24 protein-coding genes are annotated in these 26373 nt (G+C 63.9%); 11 read left to right on the top strand and 13 right to left on the bottom strand.

The genetic code is table 11. The features are described 5' to 3' along the window. Window positions 1–162: 162 nt before the first annotated feature. The 6 genes from DK391_RS18935 to DK391_RS18910 form a co-directional block, all read right to left on the bottom strand. Window positions 163–3465: an efflux RND transporter permease subunit gene (locus tag DK391_RS18935; protein ID WP_109479500.1), complete on the bottom strand. Its 3303-nt coding sequence runs from the start codon at window positions 3463–3465 to the stop codon at window positions 163–165. A 17-nt stretch (window positions 3466–3482) separates the two neighbouring features. Then, a complete protein-coding gene (locus DK391_RS18930; protein ID WP_109479499.1) occupies window positions 3483–6617 on the bottom strand; it encodes an MdtB/MuxB family multidrug efflux RND transporter permease subunit in 3135 nt (1044 codons plus the stop codon). 17 nt (window positions 6618–6634) lie between these two features. Beyond that, window positions 6635–8035: an MdtA/MuxA family multidrug efflux RND transporter periplasmic adaptor subunit gene (locus tag DK391_RS18925; protein ID WP_109479498.1), complete on the bottom strand. Its 1401-nt coding sequence runs from the start codon at window positions 8033–8035 to the stop codon at window positions 6635–6637. A 485-nt stretch (window positions 8036–8520) separates the two neighbouring features. Beyond that, a complete protein-coding gene (locus tag DK391_RS18920) occupies window positions 8521–9357 on the bottom strand; it encodes an IclR family transcriptional regulator (RefSeq protein ID WP_109479497.1) in 837 nt (278 codons plus the stop codon). Window positions 9358–9845: 488 nt separating this feature from the next. Beyond that, window positions 9846–10133, bottom strand: coding sequence for a hypothetical protein (locus DK391_RS18915; RefSeq protein WP_239482879.1), 288 nt, complete (start codon window positions 10131–10133; stop codon window positions 9846–9848). Between the two features lie 265 nt (window positions 10134–10398). Further along, on the bottom strand, window positions 10399–10890 hold the full coding sequence (locus tag DK391_RS18910) for a PRC-barrel domain-containing protein (RefSeq protein WP_109479495.1): 492 nt from the start codon (window positions 10888–10890) through the stop codon (window positions 10399–10401). 231 nt (window positions 10891–11121) lie between these two features. Between DK391_RS18910 and DK391_RS18905 the strand changes: the two genes are divergently transcribed. From DK391_RS18905 to DK391_RS18895, 3 genes are all read left to right on the top strand, one after another. Then, on the top strand, window positions 11122–11964 hold the full coding sequence (locus tag DK391_RS18905) for a hypothetical protein (protein WP_109479494.1): 843 nt from the start codon (window positions 11122–11124) through the stop codon (window positions 11962–11964). Window positions 11965–12097: 133 nt separating this feature from the next. Next, entirely contained in the window at window positions 12098–12982 is an 885-nt protein-coding gene (locus DK391_RS18900) for a CHAD domain-containing protein (protein ID WP_109479507.1), read from the top strand. Window positions 12983–13071: 89 nt separating this feature from the next. After that, entirely contained in the window at window positions 13072–13761 is a 690-nt protein-coding gene (locus DK391_RS18895) for a hypothetical protein (RefSeq protein WP_109479493.1), read from the top strand. A gap of 48 nt (window positions 13762–13809) precedes the next feature. Here the strand turns inward: DK391_RS18895 and DK391_RS18890 are convergent, their stop codons facing one another. The 4 genes from DK391_RS18890 to DK391_RS18875 form a co-directional block, all read right to left on the bottom strand. After that, window positions 13810–14076: a hypothetical protein gene (locus DK391_RS18890; RefSeq protein WP_109479492.1), complete on the bottom strand. Its 267-nt coding sequence runs from the start codon at window positions 14074–14076 to the stop codon at window positions 13810–13812. Window positions 14077–14090: 14 nt separating this feature from the next. Next, on the bottom strand, window positions 14091–14342 hold the full coding sequence (locus DK391_RS18885; RefSeq protein WP_109479506.1) for a hypothetical protein: 252 nt from the start codon (window positions 14340–14342) through the stop codon (window positions 14091–14093). 270 nt (window positions 14343–14612) lie between these two features. Continuing rightward, entirely contained in the window at window positions 14613–14993 is a 381-nt protein-coding gene (crcB, locus tag DK391_RS18880) for a fluoride efflux transporter CrcB (RefSeq protein WP_109479505.1), read from the bottom strand. A 205-nt stretch (window positions 14994–15198) separates the two neighbouring features. Then, on the bottom strand, window positions 15199–16401 hold the full coding sequence (locus tag DK391_RS18875) for an ammonium transporter (protein WP_109479491.1): 1203 nt from the start codon (window positions 16399–16401) through the stop codon (window positions 15199–15201). 456 nt (window positions 16402–16857) lie between these two features. On the opposite strand from DK391_RS18875, the gene DK391_RS18870 reads away from it, so the two are divergent. Further along, window positions 16858–18513 carry a sensor histidine kinase gene (locus DK391_RS18870; protein WP_109479490.1) on the top strand — a complete coding sequence of 552 codons (1656 nt, stop codon included), beginning with the start codon at window positions 16858–16860 and terminating at the stop codon, window positions 18511–18513. Window positions 18514–18545: 32 nt separating this feature from the next. Here the strand turns inward: DK391_RS18870 and DK391_RS18865 are convergent, their stop codons facing one another. Beyond that, window positions 18546–18869, bottom strand: a complete 324-nt coding sequence (locus DK391_RS18865; RefSeq protein WP_109479489.1) for a hypothetical protein — start codon at window positions 18867–18869, stop codon at window positions 18546–18548. Between the two features lie 127 nt (window positions 18870–18996). Continuing rightward, on the bottom strand, window positions 18997–19578 hold the full coding sequence (locus DK391_RS18860; protein ID WP_109479488.1) for a DJ-1/PfpI family protein: 582 nt from the start codon (window positions 19576–19578) through the stop codon (window positions 18997–18999). 78 nt (window positions 19579–19656) lie between these two features. On the opposite strand from DK391_RS18860, the gene DK391_RS18855 reads away from it, so the two are divergent. From DK391_RS18855 to DK391_RS18835, 5 genes are all read left to right on the top strand, one after another. Beyond that, window positions 19657–20151 carry a GNAT family N-acetyltransferase gene (locus tag DK391_RS18855; RefSeq protein WP_109479487.1) on the top strand — a complete coding sequence of 165 codons (495 nt, stop codon included), beginning with the start codon at window positions 19657–19659 and terminating at the stop codon, window positions 20149–20151. Window positions 20152–20198: 47 nt separating this feature from the next. Next, window positions 20199–20603 (top strand): hypothetical protein, encoded by a 405-nt coding sequence (locus DK391_RS18850; protein ID WP_109479504.1) that lies wholly within the window; start codon window positions 20199–20201, stop codon window positions 20601–20603. Between the two features lie 108 nt (window positions 20604–20711). Further along, on the top strand, window positions 20712–21170 hold the full coding sequence (locus DK391_RS18845; protein ID WP_109479486.1) for an Rrf2 family transcriptional regulator: 459 nt from the start codon (window positions 20712–20714) through the stop codon (window positions 21168–21170). Between the two features lie 94 nt (window positions 21171–21264). Next, on the top strand, window positions 21265–21912 hold the full coding sequence (locus DK391_RS18840; protein WP_109479485.1) for an NAD(P)H-binding protein: 648 nt from the start codon (window positions 21265–21267) through the stop codon (window positions 21910–21912). A gap of 196 nt (window positions 21913–22108) precedes the next feature. Continuing rightward, complete coding sequence (locus DK391_RS18835; RefSeq protein WP_109479484.1) at window positions 22109–24724, top strand: mechanosensitive ion channel family protein; 2616 nt, start codon at window positions 22109–22111, stop codon at window positions 24722–24724. A 79-nt stretch (window positions 24725–24803) separates the two neighbouring features. Here the strand turns inward: DK391_RS18835 and DK391_RS18830 are convergent, their stop codons facing one another. Next, window positions 24804–25436: a cysteine dioxygenase family protein gene (locus DK391_RS18830; RefSeq protein WP_109479483.1), complete on the bottom strand. Its 633-nt coding sequence runs from the start codon at window positions 25434–25436 to the stop codon at window positions 24804–24806. A gap of 132 nt (window positions 25437–25568) precedes the next feature. On the opposite strand from DK391_RS18830, the gene DK391_RS18825 reads away from it, so the two are divergent. Then, window positions 25569–26051, top strand: a complete 483-nt coding sequence (locus DK391_RS18825; protein ID WP_036004599.1) for an Lrp/AsnC family transcriptional regulator — start codon at window positions 25569–25571, stop codon at window positions 26049–26051. Window positions 26052–26164: 113 nt separating this feature from the next. Then, window positions 26165–26371 carry a hypothetical protein gene (locus tag DK391_RS18820; RefSeq protein ID WP_109479482.1) on the top strand — a complete coding sequence of 69 codons (207 nt, stop codon included), beginning with the start codon at window positions 26165–26167 and terminating at the stop codon, window positions 26369–26371. Window positions 26372–26373 lie beyond the last annotated feature (2 nt).

The following is a 26373-nucleotide window of genomic DNA, read 5'->3' as shown; positions in this document are numbered from 1 at the left end:
GTGTTAGCCCGCTTTCTTTTGCCTACTTTTCTTTGCGGCGGCAAAGAAAAGTAGGTGCCGCCCCGCACAGGGGCAACGCCTGAAGCACCACTAACAAACCGCGGACGCCAGCAAAAAACAAAAAACCGAATACCAGCGTCGCAGACAACAAAAAAACCCCACTTACCCAACAACCCCCTGAGCACCCTTGCTCCGCCGACCTTCCCACCGCACCCGAAACCGATCCATATAAAGATAGACAACCGGCGTGGTATAGAGCGTAAGCATCTGACTAACGATCAACCCGCCGACGATAGCAAGCCCAAGTGGCGCCCGCAGCTCCGCCCCTTCACCGCGCCCAAACGCCAGCGGCAACGCCCCAAGTAGCGCTGCACAAGTCGTCATCATGATCGGCCGAAACCGCAGCAAACACGCCTGCTCGATCGCATCACGCGAAGACCGCCCCTGCCGTGAAGCATCGATCGCAAAATCCACCATCATGATCGCGTTCTTCTTCACGATACCGATCAGCAGGATCACGGCAATCAACGCAATGATGCTGAACTCGGTATTGAACAGCAGCAAAGCAAGCAGCGCACCGACACCAGCAGAAGGCAACGTCGACAGAATCGTCAACGGATGGATATAACTCTCGTAGAGAATCCCCAGCACGATATACACCGCCGCCAACGCCGCGAGAATCAGGATCGGCTGATCCGACATCGACTGCTGGAACGCCTGCGCCGTGCCCTGGAAACTGCCGTGAATGGTCCCCGGCATGCCGATCTCGCCCATGGTCTGGTAGATGATGTCCGTCGCCTGCGATAGCGACACGCCCGGCGGCAGGTTGAACGAGATCGTCGATGCCACGAACTGGCTCTGGTGATTCACCGCGAGCGGCGTATTGCCAGGCCCGAAGCTCGCGATCGCCGACAGCGGAATCATCGTTTCCTTCGACGTCGATACAGCCGCTCCCGTCGATGCGCTCGACTTGCCGCTCGCCGCGATCGAGTTGTTCGCCAGATTGCGCGCAGCATCGCCCGCAACGGCCGCCGCACTCGTCGCGCTGGTGGCGCCCGTGCCGCCCGTCGAAGCGCTCGACGTCGCCGCCGAAGTCACCGTGCCCGCCGTCGCGTTGGTCGACTGCGAACCGCTTGCGCTGCCGCCCGATGTGCTCACCCACACCTGCTTGAGCATGTCCGGGCTTTGCCAGTATTTCGGCGCCACTTCCATCACGACGTGATACTGGTTCAGCGGGTTGTAAATGGTCGATACCTGCCGCTGGCCAAATGCGTCGTAGAGCGTGTTGTCGATCTGCGCGGGCTTGATATTCAGACGCGCCGCCGTCGCGCGGTCGATCGTCACCATCGCTTCGAGACCGCCTTGCTGCTGGTCGGAATTGACGTCTGCGAGTTCGGGACGTTTCTGCAGCGCTTCCGTCAGGAGCGGCGCCCATTTGTACAGATCGGCCGTGGTGTCGGAGAGCAGCGTGAACTGATACTGCGCATTCGATTGCCGCCCGCCGACGCGAATGTCCTGCACCGCCTGCAGGAACGTGCGCGCGCCCGCGACTTCCGATAGCGGCCCGCGCAACTGCTGGATCACCTGATCGGCCGAGATCCTGCGCTCGCTCTTCGGCTTGAGCGACACGAACATGAAGCCCGAGTTGGTCTGCCGTCCGCCCGTGAAGCCGACCACGCTATCGACGGCAGGGTTCGCCTGGACGATCTTCATCATCTCGGAGAACTTGAACTTCATCGCCTGGAAGGAGGTGGACTGATCGGCCTGTATGCCGCCCACGAGGCGCCCGGTGTCCTGCTGCGGGAAAAAGCCCTTCGGCACGATGATGTACAGGTACACGTTCAGCCCGATCGTCGCGATCAGCACGAGCAGGATCAACCGCGGATGCAACAGCGACCAGCTGAGCGTGCGCGCATAGCCGCGCTGCATCCAGTCGAAGCCGCGTTCGAGCCACTGCGCAAAGCGGCCTTCTTCCTTCTTTTCGTGTGGCTCGAACAGCAGGCGCGAACACATCATCGGCGTGAGCGTCAGCGACACGATCAGCGACACGCCAATGGCCAGCGACAATGTCAGCGCGAACTCGCGGAACAGCCGCCCGACGATGCCGCCCATCAGCAGAATGGGCAGAAACACCGCGACCAGCGAAATGCTGATCGACATCACCGTGAAGCCGACTTCGCGCGCGCCGACAAAGGCCGCCTTCATGCGCGGCATGCCGTTCTCGATGTGCCGCTCGATGTTCTCCAGCACGACAATGGCGTCGTCCACCACGAAGCCCGTCGCAATGGTCAGCGCCATCAGCGACAGGTTGTCGATCGAAAAGCCGAGCAGGTACATCGCCGCGAACGTGCCGATGATCGAGATCGGCACGGCCACGCTCGGTATCAGCGTCGCGCGCCAGTTGCGCAGGAACAGGAACACTACCATCACGACCAGCGCGACGGCGATCATCAGCGTGTACTGCGTGTCCTGCAGCGACGCGCGAATCGTGGTGGAGCGGTCGGCGGTCGGGATGACTTCGACGGCGGCGGGCAGCGACGCCTTCAGCTGCGGAATCATCGCCTTCACGCGGTCGACGGTTTCGATGATGTTCGCGCCCGGCTGCCGGTACAGGATCACGAGCACCGAGCGCTGGTTGTTGATCAGGCCGAGGTTGCGCAAGTCTTCGACGGAATCGACCACTTCGGACACATCGGACAGATGCACGGCGGCACCGTTGCGATACGCGATGACGAGATCCTTGTATTGCGATGCTTTCTTCGCCTGGTCGTTGGTGTAAAGCTGCACGCGGTTCGGCCCGAATTCGATCGAACCTTTGGGGCTGTTCGCATTCGCCGAAGCCAGCGCCGCGCGCACGTCTTCGAGACCGATGCCGTAGTGGAAGAGCGCCTGCGGCTCCAGTTCGACGCGCACGGCCGGATTCGCCGAACCGCTCACGTCCACTTCGCCGATGCCGTCCACCTGCGACAGCGACTGCTGCAGCACGGTGGCCGCCGAGTCGTACAGCTGGCCCGCCGTCATCGTCTTCGACGTGAGCGCGAGAATCAGGATCGGCGCGTCGGCGGGGTTGACCTTGTGATACGTCGGGTTCGAGCGCAGGCTCGCGGGCAGGTCGGCGCGCGCCGCGTTGATGGCCGCCTGCACATCGCGGGCTGCGCCGTCGATATTGCGGTTCAGGCCGAACTGCATCGTGATGCGCGCCGAGCCGACCGAACTCGACGAGGTCATCTCGGTAACGTCGGCGATGGTGCCGAGATGCCGTTCGAGCGGACTCGCCACACTGGTCGCGACCGTTTCCGGACTCGCGCCCGGCAGGCTCGCCTGAATCGAGATCGTCGGGAAGTCCACCTGCGGCAATGGCGCCACCGGCAGCTTCGAAAACGCAAACAGGCCCGCCAGCGCAATGCCGATGGCAAGCAGCGTGGTGGCAACCGGGCGCTGGATGAAGGGGCGCGACAGATTCATCGGTTCGGCCTCTTCATTCAGACGTCGGCATCGGTGACGGGCGGGCGGGTTTGTCCGTCGCCGCTGTCACGATGAAAACGCGCACGCAAACGCCGCGCAATCGAATCGAAGCCGAGATAGATCACGGGCGTCGTGAAGAGCGTCAGCAACTGGCTGACGATCAGACCGCCCGCAATCGCGATACCGAGCGGCCGGCGCAGTTCCGAACCCGCGCCCGTGCCGAGCATCAGCGGCAGCGCGCCGAGCAGTGCCGCCATGGTCGTCATCAGGATCGGGCGGAAGCGCAGCAGACACGCCTGATAGATCGCTTCGCGCGGCGGCTTGCCGTGCTCACGCTCCGCTTCGAGCGCAAAGTCGATCATCATGATCGCGTTCTTCTTCACGATACCGATCAGCAGCACGATACCGATAATGCCGATGATGTCGAGATCGTGGCCCGTGATGAGCAACGCGAGCAGGGCGCCGACGCCCGCCGACGGCAGTGTCGAAAGAATCGTGATGGGATGCACGAAGCTCTCATACAGCACGCCGAGCACGATATACATCGTGACGATGGCGGCGAGGATCAGGAACAGTTCGTTCGATAGCGACGCCTGGAACGCGAGCGCCGCGCCCTGGAAGCGCGTCTGGAACGAAGCGGGCAGGCCGATGTCCTTTTCCGCCTGTTCGATTGCCTTCACGGCCTCGCCGAGCGACGCGCCCGGCGCGAGGTTGAACGACACCGTCGTGGCCGGGAACTGGCTCAGGTGCGTGACCAGCAGCGGCGCCGGCTGTTCATGGAAGCTCGCAATCGAATTGAGCGGTACCTGTCCGCCCGACGATGTCGACGACGGCAGATAGATCGAATTCAGCGACTCGGTGTAATGCTGCATGGTCGGCTGCGCTTCGAGAATCACGCGGTACTGGTTCGACTGCGTGAAGATCGTCGAGATGATGCGCTGGCCGAACGCGTCATAGAGCGCGTTATCGACCGTGGCGGGCGTGATGCCGTAGCGCGCCGCCGAAGCCCGGTCGATTTCCACATACACGGATTGCCCGTTGTTCTGCAGATCGGTCGCGACGTCGACGATTTCCGGCGACTGTGCGAGCCGGTCCATCAGCTTCGGCACCCACGTCGAAAACTCGTCGATATTCGGATCGGTCAGCATGAACTGGTACTGCGTCGGACTGACCGTGGAATCGATGGTCAGATCCTGCACCGGCTGCATGTAGAGCGTCGCGCCCGGAATGTGCGACGTGTCGCGCTGCAACTGGCGGATCACGTCGCTCGCCGTCGCGTCGCGGTCGTCGCGCGGCTTCAGGTTGATCAGCATGCGGCCGCTGTTCAGCGTGATGTTGCTGCCGTCTACACCAATGAACGAGGTCAGGCTTTCGACGTTCGGATTCTTCAGGATCTCGGTGGCAAGCAGTTGCTGGCGTTCGGCCATCGACGCATACGACACCGACTGCGGCGCCTGCGTGATCGCCTGGATCACGCCCGTGTCCTGAGTCGGGAAAAAGCCCTTCGGAATGTACACGTACAGCACGCCCGTCAGCACCAGCGTCAGCAGGGCGACCACCAGCGTCGAACGTTGCCGGTCGAGCACCCATTCGAGCGCGACGGCATAGCGCGCGATCACCCAGTCGATCGCCGCGTGCGCGCGCGCCTCGAAACGGTGGCTTTCCTTCGGCGGCGTGTGGCGCAGCAGCTTCGCGCACATCATCGGCACCAGCGTGAGCGACACCACGGCCGAAATCACGATGGTCACCGCGAGCGTGATCGCGAACTCGTGGAACAGCCGGCCGACCACGTCGCCCATGAAGAGCAGCGGGATCAGCACGGCGATCAGCGACACCGTCAGCGAGATGATCGTGAAGCCGATCTGCTTCGAGCCTTTCAGCGCGGCCTCCAAAGGCGATTCGCCTTCCTCGACATAGCGCGCGATGTTCTCGATCATCACGATGGCATCGTCGACCACGAAGCCGGTCGCGATGGTCAAGGCCATCAGCGAGAGATTGTCGAGCGAGAAGCCGCACAGATACATCACGGCCAGCGTGCCGATCAGCGAGAGCGGCACGGACAGACTCGGAATGATGGTCGCGTAGATGTTCGCGAGGAACAGATACATCACCAGCACGACCAGCACGACCGACATCAGCAGTTCGAACTGCACGTCGCGCACGGATGCGCGGATCGTGGTGGTGCGGTCGGTGACGACCTCCACGTCGAGCGCGGCAGGCAGCGACTGCTGCAGCGAAGGCAGCAGCTTCTTGATGCTGTCGACCACCTGGATCACGTTCGCGCCCGGCTGGCGCTGCACGTTCAGGATGATGGCGGGCGTGTTGTTCACCCACGCGCCGAGCTTCGTGTTCTCCGCGCCCGACACGATGGTCGCGACGTCGGTCAGCATCACCGGGCGGCCGTTCTTGTACGCGACGACAGCCGTCTTGTACGCGTCGGCGTCCGTCAGCTGGTCGTTCGCGTTGATGGTGTACGCGCGCGACGGGCCGTCGAAATTGCCCTTCGGCGTATTGACGTTCAGGTTCGAAATGGTGGTGCGCAGATCGTCGAGATTCAGCCCGTACGACGCGAGCGCGCGCGGATTGGCCTGAATGCGCACGGCAGGGCGCTGGCCGCCCGACAGACTCACGAGACCGACGCCCGCCACCTGCGAAATCTTCTGCGCGAGGCGCGTATCTGCGATGTCCTGAATCTGCGTGAGCGGCAGTGTCTTCGACGTGATCGCGAGCGTGAGAATCGGCGCGTCGGCGGGATTGACCTTGGCGTAGATCGGCGGTGCAGGCAGATCGGACGGCAGCAGGTTGCCCGCCGCGTTGATGGCCGCCTGGACTTCCTGTTCGGCGACATCGAGCGGCAGATCGAGGCTGAACTGCAGCGTGATGATCGACGAACCGGCCGAGCTTTGCGACGACATCTGGTTCAGCGACGGCATCTGCCCGAACTGGCGTTCGAGCGGTGCCGTCACGGAGGACGTCATCACATCGGGGCTCGCGCCCGGATAGAAGGTCTGTACCTGGATGGTCGGGTAATCGACTTCAGGCAGTGCCGAAAGCGGCAGGAAACGCAGTGCGACGAGCCCGACCAGCATGATCGCCGCCATCAGAAGGGCGGTGCCGACCGGGCGCAGGATAAAGGCGCGGGATGGATTCATGCGGTATCAGCCGTGCCTTATTCTGCCGCCGTCTGCGACGCGTGCTTATGCCGATGCGTTCCCGACGCCGCCCATGCACCCGAAGCGCCCGCCGCGGCGCGCGCGCCCGATGCACCCGACGCGCCACGCGGACGGTCAGCCGGAATGGTGATCTTCGCGCCTTCCTTCAGGCGGGCCGAGCCGTCGATCACGACACGCTCGCCAACCTCGAGACCCGACGCGATGCTGGTGCGCTCGCCGTCGACCGGGCCGACCTTGACCGCGCGCACGGTGACCGTGTTGTCCGGCTTCGCGACGTAGACGAACGCGCCCATCGAGCCGTTCAGCACGGCCGAGGTCGGCACGATCACGGCGTCCTTCACGACATCCACCAGCAGGCGCGTGTTGACGAACTGGTTCGGGAACAGCATGCCGCCGTTGTTCTGGAAGGTCGCGCGCAGCTTCACCGTGCCCGTGGTGGTGTCGATCTGGTTGTCGATGGTTTCCAGATAGCCCGCTTCGAGCGACGTGGTGTTGCTGCGGTCGTACGCCGTCACCGACATCTTCTGGTTCGAGCGCATGCCTTTGAGAATGGCGGGCAGGTTGTCTTCGGACGTGGTGAAGATCACGCTGATCGGCTGCAGTTGCGTGATCACGACCACGCCGTTGGTGTCGCCGGGCGTCACGTAGTTGCCGGCATCGACCTGACGCAGGCCGACGCGGCCGGAGACGGGCGCCGTGATGCGCGCGTAGGTGAGGTCGAGCTTGTAGGTGTCGATGTTGGCCTGATCGGACTTCACCTGGCCTTCGTACTGCTTGACCAGCGACGCCTGCGTATCGACCTGCTGGCTCGCGATCGAGTCTTGCGCGAGCAGCGTCTGATAGCGCTTCAGATCGAGACGCGCCGTTTGCAGCAGCGCCGTGTCTTTGGCGAGCGTGCCCTGGGCATTGGCCAGGTTGATCTCGTACGGACGCGGATCGACCTGCGCGAGCAGGTCGCCTTTCTTGACCATCTGGCCTTCCTGGAACGCGACCGTCTGCAGCGTGCCAGTCAGCTGCGTGCGCACGGTGACGTTCGCGAGCGGCGTGACCGTGCCGAGCGCGTTCAGCACCACGGGCATTTCGCCCTGCTTGACGGTGGCGACGTGGACGGGTTGCGGCTGGTTCATGCCGCCGGCGCCACCGCCGCGGCGGCCGCCGCCTGCGCGTCCTGCCTGCGCGCCGCTGGCGCCCGCTGCTGCGCTGGCGCCTGCCGCATTCTTGTTCCACGGGTGCCAGCGCACCAGCACGATGCCCGCGACCAGCACGACGGCGACGATCACCGCGATCGTGCGGCCGCGATGCCGTTTGACGGCGCCGGGACCGGGTTCGCCACCAGAAGGCGGGGTGGCGGGCGCGGCGTTGCGTGAATGTTCAGGCTGTTTTTTTTGTTCGTCCATCGGTTCGATCAGGTGGCTGGCTTAATGATGCAAACGTGCGATGCGTGCGCGGCAGTGTTCCGCAGCGCGCCGGATCCTGTTGATTCCTGTCGGTCGCGCATGCCGCGCGATACTAATTGATGCGTGATTCACCGCGATGACCGTGACGTGACGGCGGCCGCGCGAAGCGGCAGGTGCGTGGTCGGCGTGATTGACGGCTCCTCCCTGTTGGCCGTGCTGACGCTCGTCGCTCCCGTCCCGCCTTCCATGTCGCTGTCGGCGCGCTTGCGCCTGAGAGGCACAGACTGCAAGGTCGCAGCGTCCCCGGGCGCGCGGGAAAGCATGATGCTACGTCCCGCGCCGAGTTACAGTCCAGCGGCGTATTTTTCGGCGGATTACGACTGTTACACGGATTTCGTCAATTCGAAAGCCGTGTGTCAGTCAGATGTCGGATCGGCGGGAGGGTTCACCGCGCGGCGCGCAGTGGTGTTTTTTTCGCGCGATGCTCAGTCTTCGAGCCGGCGTCCCGGCGTGCCGCCGATCTCGCGCACGATCCGGTCGATGGTCTCGAGCAGGGCGGGCGCCGCGCGCGCCCCCCGCCAGTCGCGCGGACATTGATGCGCGGAGCCGCCGCAGGTGACGGCGTAACGCTCGCCCGACGGCCCGATGAAGCCCGCCGCGACGGCGTTGAGGCCCTCGTGCCATTCGCCCGTCGCGATCGCGAAGCCCTGCGCGTCGGTTTCGCGCAGTGCCGCGTCGAGCCGGGCGCTGATGTTGCCCCAGTCGTCGCCGGCCGCCGCCTGCAGGCCGATCAGCAGGTTTTGCCGGTCGCTCTCGGCCAGGGCCGACAGGTAGGCGCGACCCACGGCGGTGCGGCTCAGGTCCATGCGCGAGCCGACGTCGAGGCGCGACACCAGCACGGCGGAGCGCGGCTTGATCGCGTCGATGACGACCATGTCGAGCCGGTCGCGCACGGCGAGATGCACGGAGAGGGAAGTGCGCTCGGCCAGTTCGATCAGGAACGGCCGCGAGCGGGCGCGGATGTCGAAGTTGCGCAGGAAGCCGTTGCTCAGTTCCAGCACCGACGATGTGAGCACGAAGCGCTCGCTGTCGGGCAGACGGAACAGGAAGCCGGCGCTCACGAGGGTCGCGGTAATGCGCGACACGGTCGGTTTTGGAATCCCCGTCAGTTCGGTCAGCTCGCGATTGGACAGCGGGGCGTCGGCGGCCGCGATTCGCCGGAGCACTGTCAGGCCGCGTGCGAGTGCGGTGACCTCGTCGCCGGAACCCTCTTTTTCCTTCATGGAATCTGGGGTGGCCGGACGCGTCGTTGACTGGTTCATGTGGTTTTTATGAAACGTTATTTCAGATTTGTGGAACACGCCCCGGCAGGTATACCTGCCGGACGCGCCTCGGACCCCCTCTCAGCAGGGCCCAAGTTCCGTTTTTCCTACGATGATTCATTGTATACGGCGGTAATTTTTAGACCTTCCACGCAGATTAAATTTTGCTTGACTTAGTCAGCATTACCATAAAAAATGGAACTATATTTCGAAAGCCCGCATTAATCGCGCGTGTAAACCCGCAGCAAGTATGCCGCTTTCGGAGCGTATCGCAGTACCGTCTCTCAGGTTCTAGCACGGCCCTCGGAATGGCTAGAACTTTTTGAAGGCGCCATGGAAACATGGCGCCTTTTTTTTATGCCCGTATTTTGTACGGTCGACGGGTGCGTTGTGTGAATTCCACTGAAAGATGGGCGGGGCGCGCTGAAAAAGCGCGCCCGCGACGGCAGAGTGTCGGAGTGTCGAGGCGTGTCAGTCGATACGACGCGCTAGTCAGGCAGGACGGAAGTCTCGCGTTCAGAGCGGGCGCCGGAAAGCGTGTCGTCGCTGCGCCAGATGTCGATCAGTGGCGTCGTGGTCATCTTCACGGCGACTTCCTCCGATTGGGGCAGAAGTCCGGTGAACGCGGCAATGCCGATGCCGCACACAATGGCCAGTGCGAGCGCGGCAATAGAAGCGATAGTGGTCGTGCGGAACGATTTCGGCGCGGTTGCATCCGGAAAGTGGTGCAGCATGTCAGTCTCCTGTCTGGCGTAGCCATCCATTGCAATGACCATGCCGACAGCGCTCCCGTGACCTGCACAGCTTGACAGGACGGGCGTCAGCGGGCAGCGCGAATCGTTTTGCGCGTAATACTGATTACGCTAATGTTGGGTTCGCACAAACCATCTGGCATAACTTCGCGTTGATCTGCCGTGTTCGATCCAACGCCATGCCTGAGTCGACCAGATCAAGCGGCGGCTGTCCGCGAGGACAGCCGCCGAAACGTCGTTTCAGGAATCCATCAGCGGCACGAACCGCCGTGGCGTTCGAGCGCGACGATCACAGCCCGCGATCGCGCAACGTGACGGGATCCACAGCGGGATCCACGGCCGGATCGATCGAGGTCGCCGTCCAGTACGGATCGCGGTTGTAGTACTGGTGCATTTGCGTGCCCCAGGTTTCGTCGGCCATCGACGGCCAGTGATCCTTGTCGAACCCTGGCTCATCCTTGATCCGCTGTGCGCTGATGTCGACGAGAAACACTTTTTCGTCGGTATCGAGTGTCAGCGCGCTCCATGGAATCGCGTGCAGGTTGCTGCCCATGCCGAGGAAACCGCCTTCCGATAGCACCGCATACGCGATGCGTCCGCTGCGCACGTCGAGCATGATGTCCGAGATCTTGCCGACGTGTTCGCCGTCCGCCGAGATGACCTTGTTGCCATCCAGGGTTGCCGCGGCCATCACTTCCGGCCCCGGACCCTCGCCCACGCCACCGCCGACGATGCCTGCGCCGCCTCGTGCGGGGTTCATTTTCGGGTCAAGTGTGGTCATGATTTCCTCCTTTGGAAGTCCACGGGATGCATCGCGCATCCCGCGTGCCCGTCGATTTACGTGGTGCATTTCCGGAGGTGAAATGAAGACTGTTATGCAGATGGCGTAGTTTTAGCTGTGCAGGGGTATCGCTGCGTGTCGCTCGCCAGATTTGCCAGCTGTTTTGCCAGCTATGGCAACGGCGCTGACGAGCGCCACGCGGCAACGTGAACACCCGACACGGGAGCGAACATGGACACCCTGAATCTCCGCCAGCCTGATCCGGCAGCACTGCAACCGCTCGCGCCCGTCACGCGCAAGACGGTCGAATATCTGTACGCGACGACGGCGCTCGGCCTGCGTGTCGCACGCACCGACGCGGCCATGCACGATCCGTCGTTGCGCTGGTGCCTGCTCGAATACCGTATCGACGACAACGACGTCAGCCGCGAGTTGTCGCGCTATATCTCGCTGAGCGCGCCGAAGGCGATCATCGAGGCGCGGCGCGCGCTCGCCGATGCGAAGGCCGTGCATCTGAACGAAGCGGCCACGCTCGAACTCGATCTCGACGACGCCGAGCAGCGCTGGACGAATGCATGCAGGCAAAAACTTCAAGCACTACGCGTCAAGCTGACAGATCTGTGTGCGCACACGGCGCCCGACGCGCACGAGCTGGCGTTGCCCGAGCGGCGCATCGAAGGCGGCGTGATCGACATCGGCGCGACCATGCCGATCCTCGCGCCGCACTATTTCATTTACCTGGTCGCGGGCGAGAGCGTCGCGAACGGCAGCGAGCGCGACGATCTTGCGAACGTTTCGCAGATGGAGCCTTTTCAGTTGCGCGCGCGTAACTATATCGGCGGCTGGCTGCAGGAAGACGACATCGAAGTCGACGCCGCCGATGTCGCGCTGCGCGGCTGGCCGTTGCCGGCGTTCCGGCGCTGGATTCAGGGCGTCGCCGCGTTGCGCCGCAAGCCGCCGCGCGACGAGGGCGTCATGCTGCCCGGCGACTGCGTGCTCGCGGCGGGCGATGGCTTCTGTCTCGCGATGGATCTGCCGACCTTCGCTGCGCACAATCTGCCGCAGGGCAAATAGGCGCAGCGCCGGTTCTGCGGTTCTGGCGTGGTGCCGAAAGCGTATGATGTCGATTGCATCGATCGATGCATCGCAAGGCATCTCAGACATCTCCGGCAAAGGCAACTCGCCGTCGCTCCCGATACGAGGCCCCATGAAACACGACGATCGCACGCCCGCCGTCGCCGCATCTGGCGACGAGCCGCAGGCAGAATCGACGTTTGCCGCGCTCGCTGCGCCGCTGGTCGAAGCGGCGCTCTCGCACAACGCGTCGATTCACAGCGACGCTTCACCCGAATCACTGCATCAGTTGCGCGTCGCGCTGCGGCGTCTGCGTTCGTTGTGGTGGGCGTACCGGCCTCTGCTCGACAAACCGGAAAACACCCGCCAACGCGCGCTGTATCGCTTTCTCGCCGATGCCGCCGGCCGCACACGCGACTGGGACATCCTGCTCGAACTGCTCGCCGCCCGTCATGCCGACAATCCCGCCGATGCGACTCACGACGTGTCCGATGCCGCGTCCGCGAGCCTGCGCGAAGCACGCGAGCGGGCGCTCGCGACGAGCCGCGAAACGCTCGTCAACGCGGACATCCGTGATGTGCTGCACAGCGCGCTTGCAAGCACGGCGAAGGAATTGAACACCGCACCCGAGCGGCACGCATTGCAGAAGTTTGCAGGCAAGCGCGTGCGCGCTGCCGAGAAGTCGCTGCGAAAACGCATGCGCAAGGCATCGCGTGCGAAGCGCGCCGATTACGACATGCTGCACGACGTGCGCAAGGCGGGGAAGAAGGTCCGCTATCTGATCGAGTTCTTCGGCCCCGTGCTCGACGACGCCAGCCACGAACATCTGTTGAAGCGACTCAAGAAGATGCAGCAGTGCTTCGGCGAACTCAACGACGCGAGCGCGAGTGTCGCGCTGTTGCGCGACAACGTCGGTCTGTTTGCCGATCAATCCGATGCGCATACGGCGCTCGTCTATCTGAAAGAACAGCGCAAGCAGCGGCGGCGCGAAGCCGTGCAGCTATTGCACGAAGCATAGGGCGAGTGCTGGTTTCGCGGTGAGAAGTAATACGCCTAAAACCGTATATACTGTTTATACCGTTTTAATACCGTTACCGAGGAATCGAGATGAGCACGCCACGAATCAAGGAACCCACAAAAAAAGCCTTCCATTTTCCGAAGAGCGCGAAAGAGCCGGCTGCCGAGGTGAAGAAGCCGTCGGCGAAAACGGCACGTGCAGCATCGGCTGACAAGAAAGAAGTGACGGCTGAAGCACCCGCAAGCACGCCAGAAGCAGCAGCGGCAGCGCCGAAGGCGCCGCGGACGGCTCGCAGTGCAAAAGCAGCGAAGACCGCAAAACCGGCAAAAACGGCAAAGGCCGTCAAGCAGGTGAAGGCAGCCAAGCCTGCGAGCAAGGCGGCCGCCCCGGCGGATGCGAAGCCTGCGAAAGCAGTGAAGGCACCGAAGGTGGTGAAGGATGTAAAGGAAGTAAAGGACGTCAAGGAAGCGAAGCCCGCCAGGACGGCAAAGGCTGCGAGCACAGCCGCTGCACCCGCTGTTGTTGCGGAAAAGAAGCCGCGCGTGAAGAAGGAAAAAGAGAAGGAGAAGGTCGTCCGCGACAGCTTCACGATGCCGAAGTCCGACTACGCGAAGATCGCCGAGTTGAAGCAGCGTTGTCTCGACGCGGGCCTCTCCGTGAAGAAGAGCGAATTGCTGCGCGCCGGCCTGAATCTGCTCGCGGTTTCGCCCGCCAAGCGCTTGCTCGCCGCCGTGCAGGAACTCGAAGCAGTGAAGACGGGACGTCCCGCGAAGTCGTAAGCGCAATGCGGCGGCGCGATGTCGCCGCATTGTGTCGCTCGCCGCCGCTCACACGCTGCGGCGCGGATAACGCCCGGCGAAGGCCACGTGCATGCGCTTGAGCAGCGCGATATAGGGAAGCGCCTGCGACGTCATCATCGCCGCGGCCGCCAGCGCGTTCGTCTCGTCCCAGAGGCGTTCGAACTTGTCGTGCGCGATCTCGGGCGGAATGCCCGACATCATCAGATCCAGAAAGTCCTTTTCGATCTCGTCGGCGGAGCGGGGCGGCCGTGCTGGCGCATCGGCTGGCGGTTCGCGGGACGGATCGGAAGACACGTTCGCCCGGCCCGCTAGTTCATCGATCGCAGAAACCGCCAGCGCTGATCCATGCTGTGCAGCAACGCGATGTAGGTAAAGGCGGCGTCGCTGTCGACGCACGACTGCGCAGCATCATTGACTTCGTTCCACAGCGTTTCGAAGCGCATGGCGGCCTCCGGCCGGCTGAGCGGCTGGGCGAGCAATTCCGAAAACGCAAACGACAGTTCCTCAGCGCTGCGCCGCAGCGGCTGGAATGAACGACGCGAAAGATATCTGTACTTCAAGCGGTCCCCGGCTGGCTTGCAAGGCCCGCGCACGGAACGGGCGCTGCGCGCCGCCCGGCACAAGCCTGTGTTGCGGCGATGCGATGCTCGCCGCGCGGTCGGCGGCGGTGCACGCATGACCGGATGACCATCACGATGCCCGCCACATATGACGACGATGATACAGCCACGCACCAGCCGCGCGGCAGCGTTCGGTCATGATCTTTTGATGAACGGCAGGTGTCAGTCATCACTGTCTGCGCTGCCCGGCGGCGCGTATCCAGCGCACATCTAGCGCGTGGCCAGGGCGACCGTGGCGATGCCGAGCACCGTCGCGATGACGGATGCTGTCACATGAATCGCGATTTCGCCGGCTGCCCAGTTGAGCCTGCCTTCCTGCAGCTGCTGGACCACTTCGGCCGAGAAGGTGGAGAAGGTCGACAGCCCGCCCATCAGGCCCGTGATGATGAACAGGCGCCATTCGGGTGCGATCTGCGGATTGCGTCCGAAGTACGCGACGGCCACGCCGATCACATAGCCCGCGATCACGTTCGACGCGAGTGTGCCGAGCGGCAGCGCCGGAAACACGGCGTTCAGACGCAGACCGCGCACCCAGCGGAGCAGCGCACCGAGTGCGCCACCAATACCGACGGCAAGAATGGACAGATACATGAGCGAGTCTGGAAAGCCGAACATCGACGAACCGGACTGCGGCAAGGCGTGACGCTGCAAGATCCGCAGTTCCGGGCGAAGCAGGCATCATCGGCCGCGAGCGCGGGTTCAGAGAATGCCGTCTCCGGCGCGCGCCAGTCTAACATTGGCGCGCGTGCATGCCGGAACGATGATGCCCGCACCGCGACCGTACCCCCCGCGTCGTTCAGCCGACCGTTTCGCGCTCCGGCGTCGAGGTGATCTTGTGGATCGACAGATCCGCGCCGTTGTATTCGTTTTCCTGGTCGATGCGCAAGCCGACGGTCAGGCGGATCGCGCCGTAAACGACGGTGCCGCCGAGCGTTGCGAACACCACGCCGCCGAGCGTGCCGATCACCTGCGCCGCGAACGACACGCCGCCCAGTCCGCCGAGCGCGTGCAGGCCGAAAATGCCCGCGGCGATGCCGCCCCAGGCGCCGCACAGGCCGTGCAGCGGCCATACGCCGAGCACGTCGTCGATGCGCCAGCGGTTTTGCACGATGGTGAACATATAGACGAACAGCACGCCCGCGACGGCGCCCGTCATCAGCGCGCCGAGCGGATGCATCACATCCGAGCCGGCGCACACGGCGACCAGTCCGGCAAGCGGCCCGTTGTAGGTGAAGCCTGGGTCGTTGCGGCCCGCGAGCCACGCTGTCAGCGTGCCGCCGACCATCGCCATCAGCGAGTTGACGGCGACGAGGCCGCTGATCTTGTCGATGGTCTGGGCGCTCATCACGTTGAAGCCGAACCAGCCGACGGCCAGCACCCACGCGCCGAGCGCGAGAAACGGAATGTTCGACGGCGGATGCGCGGCGATGCGTCCGTCGCGCGTATAGCGGCCATGGCGCGCGCCGAGCAGCATCACGGCGGGCAGCGCGACCCAGCCGCCGAACGCGTGCACCACCACGGAACCGGCGAAATCATGGAACGGCGCGCCGAGCGCGTTGGTCAGCCACGTCTGGATGCCGTAGTGACCATTCCACACGATGCCTTCGAAAAACGGATAGATGAAGCCGACCAGCACGAAGGTCGCGAACAGCTGCGGGTTGAACTTCGAGCGCTCGGCGATACCGCCCGAGACGATCGCGGGAATCGCGGCGGCGAAAGTCAGCAGGAAGAAAAAGCGCACGAGTGCGTAGCCGTTGTGCTGGGCCAGTGTCTCGGCGCTGCCGTAGAACTGCACGCCATAAGCGATCGTGTAGCCGATGAAGAAATAGGCGATCGTCGATACCGAAAAGTCGACGAGGATTTTCACTAGCGCGTTGACCTGGTTCTTTTTGCGGACCGTACCGAGTTCGAGGAACGCGAAGCCTGCGTGCATCGCGAGCACCATGGCCGCGCCGAGCAGAAGGAAGAGGGTATCGGTGCCGGTTTTCAGACTGTCCATCCGTTGGAATCCTGCGATGCGCAAAAAGCGGGCATCGAACGCAAGAAGTGGGCCAAATGGAGGCGAAAACGCGTGCAGTCGGTGCGATCCTGCACTGGAATGGGCTGGTGATGTGTCTAATAGCGCTTGGGAAGCCCGTTTGCGATCTGCATCGTGACCCGTATCGCACTATTAACGTGCAATAGAACGGAAATGGGGCACGCGGGTATCCCAAAAACGGGCATATTCCTATGATTTCCTTAATGTTGTCCTACGAAATAATAACGAGCGACGCCTGAAGAAAGCCCGCAGCAATCGCTCCGCCAGCTGATGTTATCGTGCGCGATCCGCGTCACTGCGCGCTGCACCAGATTGACGCCCGTCCGTTCGCGCCCGTCTTTGTCATTGGCGCCAATCGCCGACATAATGTGCCGTCCCCGGCGCGACCCGCCGGTTTCCGACTCTCCCGGCGCCCGCATGAGACTGACGACCAAAGGCCTGCTGCTGATTGCGATACCCGCCGTGTTCGAACTGGCGTTGCTGTCGGGGTTGATGAAGGCGCAGTCGGATGCCGAGCAGGCCGAGCACTGGAGCATGCATAGCGAGGACGTGCTGCGCCAGACGGCCAGCATTCGCGCGCCCGTGCTGCTGGAATCGGTGCGGCTGCGCGGCGCCGTCGTCAGCGGCACGCGTGATACGTCGACGCCCGTGATGTTCTGGATGGACGTCGATCGCCGCATCGACCGGCTCGCCGAGCTGGTGTCCGACAATCCCACTCAGGTCGAGCGCGCCGCGCAGATTCGCCAGTCAGTGCAGGCGTACCGCCAATGGGCGGACCGCGTGCAGGATCTGATGCGTTCCGGGCGCCGGCGAGACGTGCTGCAGCGTTTCAACGATCTCGCCGCGACGGATGTGCTCGACAGCTTTCGCGCACAGATCGCCGCGTTTCAGGCGGAAGAGCGGCGGCTCGACTCGGTGCGCTCGGCCGAAGCCGCGGAGGCGCGCGAGCGGCAGCAATCGTTGATCGTCGCGGCGGTGATCGGCTCGCTGGTGTTCGTCGCGATTGCGTTCTGGATCTTCGCGCGCGGCGTGCGCGGCCGGCTTGCGCTGCTATCGGACAATGCCAGCCGGCTTGCCAGCAATGAGCCGCTTGCGCCGCTCACGCCCGGCAACGACGAAATCGCACGCCTCGATCTCACCTTGCATGTGACCAGCCGGCGGCTGCTCGAAGCGGAGCGGCAGCAGGCGCGTTTCCAATCCGATCTCGGCCGGCACGCGGCCGAGTTGGCGCAGACCAACGAAACGCTGCGTCAGCAGACTCAGGAAAACGAGACCTTTATCTACAGCGTGTCGCACGATCTGCGTGCGCCACTCGTGAACCTGCAGGGCTTCTCGAAGGAGCTCACGCATGCCTGCGACGATCTGCGCGAAGCCGTGCGTCAGTCTTCGCTGACCGCGCAGCAACGCGAGCATGTCGAACGGCTGATCAGCGAGGACATCGGCGAAGCGCTGCATTTTCTGCAGACGGCCGTGCTGCGCGCGTCGCACATCATCGACGCGTTGCTGCGGCTGTCGCGGGTGGGGCGCGTCGAGTACCGGCGTCAGCAGGTGGAGGTACGCGACATCGTGCAACGCGTGATCGACGCGATGCAGGCCACGATCCGCGATCGCCGCGCGCGCGGGATCGTGCAGGCGCTGCCGCCGGTGTGGGGCGACCCGACCGCACTCGAACAGATCTTCGCCAACCTGATCGGCAACGCGATCAACTATCTGAGTCCGGAGCGCGCGGGCATCGTCGAGATCGGCACGGCGCCGGCGCCGCCCGGCGTGCAAACGCTGCGGATCTTCTACGTGAAGGACAACGGATTGGGCATCCCCGCCATTGCGATGCCGCGTCTGTTCAGCGCGTTCCAGCGGCTGCACGGCAACGTGGCCGCGGGCGAGGGTATCGGGCTTGCGCTGGTGCGCCGCATGGTCGAGCGGCACGGCGGGCGGGTGTGGGCGGAATCGACGGAAGATGTGGGCACGACGTTTTATCTGTCGCTGCCCGATGTCGCTGCGCCTTCACGCGAGGAAGAACGCGACGTGGCCACGGCAGGCGATGCGCAGGCGCTGCGGGCGGACGCGCGCTAGCGCGTGAGCGGCCCTCAGCGCATGCAAGGCGTTCAGGAGGCGGAGAAGCGGCGGCGCGGCTTGAGCAGTTCGCGGCCGCGGACCGCCCAGTAGCCGCTGGCGACGATCAGAACCAGCGCGCCGGCGAGGAGCATCGTGGGAGACAGGTGAGCGGCCCGGAAATCCAGTTCGAAGAGACCGTGCGCGATGATGAGCAGGGCGGCCCAGAACGACAGCACGGCTTGCACGAGCAGGCGGGTGCCCGTGAAACGTCGGGCGCGGTTTTCAATCGACCAGTTTGCGGGTGCGCGCGAGCAGAAGAAGGTCAGCGAAATCAGCGCGACGGCAAGAATGATCACCCAGTTAGTGAGATCCATAGTAGAGCCTTCCGAAGTCAACCCGCGACTGTAGAAGGCAGTACCGGTCCGACAAATCAGAAAACTCTTAAACTGGGTGAGTGGTGTCGGATTGACAGGCCGGTTGCAGCGCCGGCCTTGAGACAGATCAAAGTTCGATGCGCGTGCCGAGCACGACAAGGAACTGCCGCAGCCATTCCGGATGCGCGGGCCACGCGGGCGCCGTGACGAAATTGCCGTCGGTGACGGCGGCATCGACAGGAATGTCGGCGTAGTCGCCGCCTGCCAGTTTCACTTCCGGCGCGCACGCGGGATACGCGGAAATGCGCTTGCCGCGAATCACGTCGGCGGCGGCGAGCAACTGTGCGGCGTGGCAGATCGCGGCAACCGGTTTTTTGCTTTCGGCGAACGAGCGCACCACGTCAATCACTTTTGCGTTGAGACGCAGATACTCCGGCGCGCGTCCGCCTGCGATTGCCAGCGCGTCGTATTGCGACGGATCGATGTCGTCGAAGGTCGCGTTCAGTGTGAACTGGTGGCCAGGCTTTTCGGTGTAGGTCTGATCGCCTTCGAAATCGTGGATCGCCGTCTTGATGCGTTCGCCGGCACGCTTGCCGGGACAGACGGCATCGACGGTATGGCCGACTGCCTGGAGTGCCTGGAACGGCACCATCGTTTCGTAATCCTCGGCGAAGTCGCCCGTCAGGAACAGAATCTTCTTTGCTGCCATCGCATGCCTCCGGTTGTTGAGGGAACACGTCGAACGTCGGCCAGTCTACCTCAGGGTCGTTGACAACATCGAGAACGCATGACCGATTCCGCTTCTTTCGTGATCCGCCCGTTTCAGGACGCGGATGCCGTGCCGCTCGCCACGCTGTTTCGCGATGCGGTGCGGGCCGCAGCCGGTTATGACACATCTGCGCGCACGGCATGGGCGGCCGCCGCCGACGATGCCGACGCATTCGGCGCTCGCCTTGCACGCGGCGTGACGCTCGTCGCCATGCGTGGTGATCTGCCTGCCGGTTTCGGGCAACTGCATCCCACCCATCACATCGAGATGCTCTATGTCGGGCCGGCCTTTATGGGGCAAGGGCTTGCGGCAGTGCTGCTCGCGCGTCTCGAAGCGCAGGCGCGCGCTGCGGGGGCGCTTGAGTTGACGGCAGACGTCAGTATCAGCGCAAGGCGAGCATTCGAGCGCGCCGGCTTCGCGGTTGAGATGGAGGAGTCCGTCACGCGCAACGGCGTATCATTGAGGCGTTTTCGCATGACGAAGCCGCTCGCAGCGGCTCTACCACAAGTATGAAATTCATCTCACGCCATCCGCTCGTCCGTACCACGGTCTTCGCCGCCATGCTGCTCGCAGGCCTCGCTGCCTGCCAGAAGAACGATGCATCGGCGGGCCAGGCCAAGCTCGACGATCTTTCGCAGCAGGCCGGCCAGAAACTCGACCAGGCGGCGAGCTACGTCGGCCAGCAGGTGGACGCCGCCAAGGCCACCGCGCAGCAGAATCTGGATTCGGCTGCATCCATGCCCACGATCAATCTCGATCCGAATGCGCTCGCCTCGCAGGCGCGCGCCAACTTCGACAACGCCGCGAGCGCCACCAACGCGGCCGTCAACAAGGCGGTGAGTTCGACGGGCGCGGGTCTCGAATCGGCGGGGCAGAAGCTGCAGAAGTGGTCGAGCGATGCATCGGCGAATTCGCAGCCGTCATCGTCCGATAACAGCGACGCCCAGAAGCAGATGGACAAATAATCCCGCGCTTGACCGGCGTGTTATCTGTAACTATCATGATTACACATCGCCGCTGTATCGGCGGCGTGACGTCTCGCGCGTTGCATGCGCATCGGATGATCCAGCGTTGTGAATACGAGTAGCCGGTTTGCCTTCGCGGTTCATGTTCTCGCCTTGCTGTCGCAGCAGGAAGGTGTGCCGCTGTCGTCGGAGATGATCGCCGGCAGCGTGAACACGAACCCCGTGCTGATCCGCAGGTTGCTGGCGATGCTCGCGCAAGCGGGTCTCACCACTTCGCAGCTAGGCTCGGGCGGCGGCGCGCTGCTGGCGCGCGAGCCTGGGGACATCACGCTGCTCGACGTCTACCGCGCTGTCGACGACGCGCAACTGTTCGCCATGCATCGTGAGACGCCCAATCCTGCCTGCATGGTCGGGCGCAACATCCAGACGGTGTTGACGTGCATCATCGGCGATGCGCAACAGGCGCTCGAAGCGTCGCTTGCGTCGCGTACACTGGCTGACACAACGGCCGACGTCGTACGTGCGGAGCGTGCGCGAGAACGCAAACGCAAGGTGGCGGATGGTTGAACGTAGTGGCGATACGCCGTGCGGGGCTTGCCCCGTTTTTTATTAACAAGATATGTAATCGATGTAGTTACATTTAAGTGAAAGGAACACGGATATGAGCAAGGCACTGAAGATCGCGCTGTTTGGCGCAACGGGCATGATCGGTTCGCGCATCGCGGCGGAAGCGGCGCGCCGCGGGCATCAGGTGACGGCACTGACGCGCAACCCCGAGCGCGTCCCGACCGACATCGCGAACCTCACAGCGGTCCAGGCCGATGTGACAGATGCGGCGAGCGTCGCAGCAGGCGCGCGCGGTCATGATGTGGTCGCGAGCGCCTATGCGCCGCCGATGGACGATGTCGCGGTAATCGGCAAGGCCACGCGCGCGCTGATCGAAGGCACGCGCGCCGCGGGCGTCAAGCGGCTGGTGGTGGTGGGCGGCGCGGGTTCGCTCGAAGTTGCACCGGGCAAGCAACTGGTCGACACGGAAGGCTTCCCCGATGCGTACAAGCCGATCGCGCTCGCACATCGCGACGTGCTGCCGCGTTTTCGTGCCGCCGGCGATCTCGACTGGACCTTCTTCGCGCCGGCAGCGCTGATCGCGCCGGGCGAGCGCAAGGGCACGTTCCGTACGGGCGCGAACGCGCTGATCGTCGATGCGCAGGGCAACAGCAGCATTTCGGCGGAAGACTACGCGAGCGCCTTCGTCGACGCACTGGAGCAGGGCCGTTTCGATCATCAGCTGGCGACGGGCGCCTACTGAGCGGGACGAAATCGCGTTATGCGCCGCGCATCCACCGCGCGGCGCGCCTGAGCGACTGACCCGCAGCCGCGCAAGTGCACTAACATTCGGTTACGCATCGGGGCGTTTTACCTCGACGACACCCGCTAAACTTGGCGTCTCCCGTTCCCATGCAAGTTGCTTGCATCTAGTCACGCGCATCTAGTCACGGATTGCCATGAAGTCATGCCTTGCGCGGCGTGAATCGCGGGCCGCGCCGTCAACCGGCGGGCTTCGGGCGATTGACGCCGTTTTTCGTGTTGTTTTTCACTTTTTTTCGCACGCCGGACGATTGCGCCGCGCGGGCGCGCCCGCTTACGCGCTTTGCCTGTGCATCGCGCTGGCGGCCGCTTTGGGCTTGCCGGGCAGCGCTCACGCCGCGGGCGCGACGCCGGGTGCGCCGATGATCCCTGCGCTGCAGAGCCTGATCAACAGCGCCACGGTGTCGACGGCGGCGCCTGCGTCTGCGGCGTCGGGTGCGTCGGCGGCCGATGCCGCGTCCGCGCCGTCGCCTGCCAGTCAGGCCGAGCTGGAGAAATCGCTCGATAGCGTGATCACCACGCTCGACAACGACCGCCAGCGCTCCGCGCTCGTCTCGCAGCTGAAGAAGCTGCGCGATGCCACCAAGACCGTTGGGCCGCCGGTGTCGGCGTCGTCGGCGGCTGCGCCCAGCGCGGGCCTGCTCGGCGCCATTGCAGCGGGCATCGCTTCGTTCGAAAACGACGTGCAGCAGGGCCGCTCGCCGCTCAATTACTGGTCGGGCCGCTTCAATGCGGCGGGCAACGAAATCTATACGATCGTCACGAGCCAGGGACGCGAGCACTTCGGCCGCGTGCTGCTCAACATGATCGCCGTGCTCGCCGGCTGGGGCGCGTGCGCGGGCGCGCTGATCTATCTGCAGCGCAGGATTCACGCACGCTTTGGCATCGTCGTGCGGCTCGATCCGAATCCGACCACGCGCGAGTTGCTGATCTTCGCGCTGCGCCGCGTCGGACCGTGGATCGTCGCCTTCGTCGCGGCGCTGATGTTCGTGCGCTCGATGCCCGATTCGCTCGGCCGCACCATCGCGATGGTGATTGCGTACGCGATCGTCGCGGGTGCCGTGTTTTCGGCGATCTGCCTGATCATGTTCTCGCTGTTCGGCTCGGGCCATCGGCGCGCGGCGGTGCGGGCGCTGATCGAGCAGGCGCGCAGGCCGCTGTTCGCGATCGGCATTGCGAGTGCGCTCGGCGACGCCGCCACCAACTACGATGTCGCGCACGAACTCGGTACGAACCTCGCCGCGCTGGTATCGACGGTATCGAACATGACGGCTGCCGTGCTGACGGCGTATTTCGCGCTCGCGTTCCGCCGTCCCGTCGCGCATCTGCTCCGCAACCGCGCGTACGAGCAGCGCCACGACCACAAGGCCGCCACCGACGGCTTCGAAGTGCTCGCGTCGCTCTGGCACGTGCCGATGCTGGTGCTCGCGACGGCTTCCGTGATCGCGACGATCGGCGGGATCGGCAGCGGTGAGAACGTCTTGCAGATTTCCGTCGTGACGGCGCTGCTGCTGGTGCTGGCGTTTTTCCTGTCCGCCATCGTGCTGCGCGTGACGCGTCCGCGCAACGTACGCCGCCGGCGCCGTTCGCCGTATCTGACGCGGCTGTTGCGCTGCGTCGGCACGTTGACGACGCTGTTCATCTGGCTCGCGTACTTCGAATTCGCGTCGCGACTGTGGGATGTGTCGCTTGCGGAGATCGTCGAAGAAAGCGTGACGGCGCGCGGTATTGCGCACGCGCTGACGGCGATCCTGATCACCGTGTTCGTCTCATGGCTGATCTGGATTCTGATCGACACGGCGATCCAGGAAGCCGTCAATCCGAGCAGTCCGCGCAACAAGTCGAAGAACCCGAGCATGCGCGCGCGCACGATGCTGCCGCTCGTGCGCAACGTGCTGATGGTGACCATTCTGACCATCGCGGGCATCGTCACGGCGGCCAATCTCGGCATTAACGTGACGCCGCTGCTGGCGGGCGCGGGCGTGATCGGTCTGGCGATCGGTTTCGGCGCGCAGTCGCTGGTGAGCGATCTGATCACGGGCCTCTTCATCATCATCGAGGACACGATCTCGGTGGGCGACTGGATAGATATCGATGGTGGCCACGCGGGCACGGTCGAATATCTGTCGATCCGCACCGTGCGCCTGCGCGACGGGCAGGGCGCGATCCACGCCATTCCGTTTTCGCAGATCAAGATCGTCAAGAACCTGTCGCGCGATTTCGCGTATGCGGTGTTCGAAGTGCGCGTGCCGTTTTCCGCCGATGTCGACGAAGTGACGCAACTGATCCGCGCCGTCGGCGCCGACCTGATGGCCGATTTTCGTTACCGGCGCGAGATGCTCGGCCCTGTCGAAGTGTGGGGACTAGACCGCTTCGATCCGAACTGGATGGTCGTCAAAGGACAGATCAAGACGCGTCCGTTGCAGCAGTGGAGCGTGGCGCGTGCGTTCAATCTGCGCCTGAAGCGCAAGATGGATGAAGCGGGTATCGAGATTCCCGTGCCGCAGATGCGCGTGCACACGTCGCGTGGCGATGAAGTAGGCGAGGTACTGGACGAAGAACTCGCGCAGCATGAAAGTCACGCGCGGGAATCGGCAACGGGGACGACGACGCCTTTCCGGCCGAAGACCGGCAGCGCAATGCCGCCCGCGCGCGACGTGTCGCACGAGCCGCGTCCGGCGCCGCCATCGACGGGGCAAACGGCATCCGTGCCGCCGCAGATTCCGACAGCGGGCGACGGCGGCAAGACGTAAAGCGCGTTGAGCGTGGATGAAGAAAAGGCGTCATGCAGCAATGCATGACGCCTTTCGTTTGGTGCTTCGTGAGATGTTTTCAGGCGGAAACGGCTTGCGTGTTCTCGGCGACCTGCACGATGTCGTTCACATGCGTGGTGATCTGTTCGCCCGACACGCCGTAGACGTGAAGCGAGACTGCCGCGCCGTCGCTGCCGTTGCCGAGCGGATGAATGCCTGTTCGGCCAGAGCGCGTGAACGACACGGCGCCTGCTTCACGCGGCTGATCGCGCACGGCTGTCGCGCAGTCGCTATCCGCATTCCAGTCGTAGACCGTTTCCGTCAATACGCCGTCGATGACGGCATAGCCGCACCACGTGTGATGCGCGTGAACGGGGCTGGCCTGGCCGGGCATCCAGACGAGGGCGGCGATCGCGTAGCGCCCTTGAGGATCGGCCGCGAGCAGATGGCGGCGATAGCAGCTTGCCGCGCCTTCGCGCTGGGCATCGGTGAGCAGCGAGGCATCGGCGGCGGCTTCGGCGAGTGCTGCGCGCACTCCGCGCGCGAAGGCGGCGTGCCGTGACGGATCATCGGTGCCGGCGCAGGCGTCGAAGGCTGCGTCGAGCGCTGCACACAGCCGCTCGACGGCGTTTGCGGCAGGCAGCGCGCAGGCCATGGCAGCGGCGTCGGCCAGTGAAGTTTCGCGTGTGATCAGGCCGGTTGACGGGTTCATGAAAGGCTCCGCGGGCGGTATTTTTTGAGAGAAAGACTGCCCTCATTTATACCGATTTGCGCGGAGAAAGAGTTTTCATATAATTCCCTCGTCTTGACGAGAAATAGAATAATTTTCTATCTGGGTGGGAAGATGGGAATGGACATCATTGACCGGCGGCTGCTGGAGCTTCTCCAGGAAGACGCCACCATGCCGATTGCGGAACTCGCGGCCCGCGTAAACCTGTCGCAGACGCCATGCTGGAAGCGGGTGCAGCGGCTCAAGGAAGCGGGCGTGATCCGCGCGCAGGTCGCACTGTGCGATCCGCGCAAGCTCGGTGTCGGCACGACGGTGTTCGTCGCCGTGCGCACGAACCAGCATACGGAGGCGTGGGCGCAGGACTTTACGCGCGCCGTGCAGGACATTCCCGAGGTGGTCGAGGTCTACCGGATGAGCGGTGAGACCGACTATCTGCTGCGCGTCGTCGTATCGGACATCGACGACTACGATCGCGTCTACAAGCAACTGATCCGCGCCGTGCCGCTCTACGACGTCAGTTCCAGTTTCGCGATGGAGCAGATCAAGTATTCGACGGCCCTGCCGGTGCGGGCTTCCGTAGTGGCCGAGAGCCGCTGAGCGGCTGCGTGTGCTATCGCGTTCGCATCGCTTTGCCGTTGCAAGCCGCACGCAAGGTGTCGCAGCGTAGAATGCCCGCTTTGCCGCATCCACCCGCCAGCCGAGCCTGACTCATGAACGATCCGCGCAAGAAGAAAAATCCAACGCTTGGTGTCGCCGTGCTTATCGTCGTGGTCGTGTTGCTGGTGATCGCGACGATTCTCTATAACGCGATCACCGAAAAACGCGAGTACGAACGCGACAATGGCGTCGATACGACGGCGCCTGCGGCATCGGCTGCTGCAGCGGCTGTGAACGCCGCGAAGGGCGCGTCGCAATAGGC

The organism is Paraburkholderia sp. C35, assembly GCF_003121405.1.
Taxonomy (GTDB): Bacteria; Pseudomonadota; Gammaproteobacteria; order Burkholderiales; family Burkholderiaceae; genus Paraburkholderia.
Note: the sequence above shows the minus strand (reverse complement) of the source record. Positions and strands in the feature narration are given on the sequence as shown.

Excerpts from the sequence above, each read along its gene's own strand:
- DK391_RS18930 (WP_109479499.1), bottom strand. The coding sequence starts at position 6,617 with ATGAATCCATCCCGCGCCTTTATCCTGCGCCCGGTCGGCACCGCCCTT.
- DK391_RS18850 (WP_109479504.1), top strand. The coding sequence starts at position 20,199 with ATGCTGCTCGCAGGCCTCGCTGCCTGCCAGAAGAACGATGCATCGGCG.
- DK391_RS18840 (WP_109479485.1), top strand. The coding sequence starts at position 21,265 with ATGAGCAAGGCACTGAAGATCGCGCTGTTTGGCGCAACGGGCATGATC.
- DK391_RS18900 (WP_109479507.1), top strand. The coding sequence starts at position 12,098 with ATGAAACACGACGATCGCACGCCCGCCGTCGCCGCATCTGGCGACGAG.
- DK391_RS18855 (WP_109479487.1), top strand. The coding sequence starts at position 19,657 with ATGACCGATTCCGCTTCTTTCGTGATCCGCCCGTTTCAGGACGCGGAT.
- DK391_RS18820 (WP_109479482.1), top strand. The coding sequence starts at position 26,165 with ATGAACGATCCGCGCAAGAAGAAAAATCCAACGCTTGGTGTCGCCGTG.
- DK391_RS18870 (WP_109479490.1), top strand. The coding sequence starts at position 16,858 with ATGAGACTGACGACCAAAGGCCTGCTGCTGATTGCGATACCCGCCGTG.
- crcB (WP_109479505.1), bottom strand. The coding sequence starts at position 14,993 with ATGTATCTGTCCATTCTTGCCGTCGGTATTGGTGGCGCACTCGGTGCG.
- DK391_RS18830 (WP_109479483.1), bottom strand. The coding sequence starts at position 25,436 with ATGAACCCGTCAACCGGCCTGATCACACGCGAAACTTCACTGGCCGAC.
- DK391_RS18825 (WP_036004599.1), top strand. The coding sequence starts at position 25,569 with ATGGGAATGGACATCATTGACCGGCGGCTGCTGGAGCTTCTCCAGGAA.
- DK391_RS18925 (WP_109479498.1), bottom strand. The coding sequence starts at position 8,035 with ATGGACGAACAAAAAAAACAGCCTGAACATTCACGCAACGCCGCGCCC.
- DK391_RS18895 (WP_109479493.1), top strand. The coding sequence starts at position 13,072 with ATGAGCACGCCACGAATCAAGGAACCCACAAAAAAAGCCTTCCATTTT.
- DK391_RS18915 (WP_239482879.1), bottom strand. The coding sequence starts at position 10,133 with ATGGTCATTGCAATGGATGGCTACGCCAGACAGGAGACTGACATGCTG.
- DK391_RS18935 (WP_109479500.1), bottom strand. The coding sequence starts at position 3,465 with ATGAATCTGTCGCGCCCCTTCATCCAGCGCCCGGTTGCCACCACGCTG.
- DK391_RS18910 (WP_109479495.1), bottom strand. The coding sequence starts at position 10,890 with ATGACCACACTTGACCCGAAAATGAACCCCGCACGAGGCGGCGCAGGC.
- DK391_RS18905 (WP_109479494.1), top strand. The coding sequence starts at position 11,122 with ATGGACACCCTGAATCTCCGCCAGCCTGATCCGGCAGCACTGCAACCG.
- DK391_RS18835 (WP_109479484.1), top strand. The coding sequence starts at position 22,109 with ATGAAGTCATGCCTTGCGCGGCGTGAATCGCGGGCCGCGCCGTCAACC.
- DK391_RS18920 (WP_109479497.1), bottom strand. The coding sequence starts at position 9,357 with ATGAACCAGTCAACGACGCGTCCGGCCACCCCAGATTCCATGAAGGAA.
- DK391_RS18875 (WP_109479491.1), bottom strand. The coding sequence starts at position 16,401 with ATGGACAGTCTGAAAACCGGCACCGATACCCTCTTCCTTCTGCTCGGC.
- DK391_RS18860 (WP_109479488.1), bottom strand. The coding sequence starts at position 19,578 with ATGGCAGCAAAGAAGATTCTGTTCCTGACGGGCGACTTCGCCGAGGAT.
- DK391_RS18865 (WP_109479489.1), bottom strand. The coding sequence starts at position 18,869 with ATGGATCTCACTAACTGGGTGATCATTCTTGCCGTCGCGCTGATTTCG.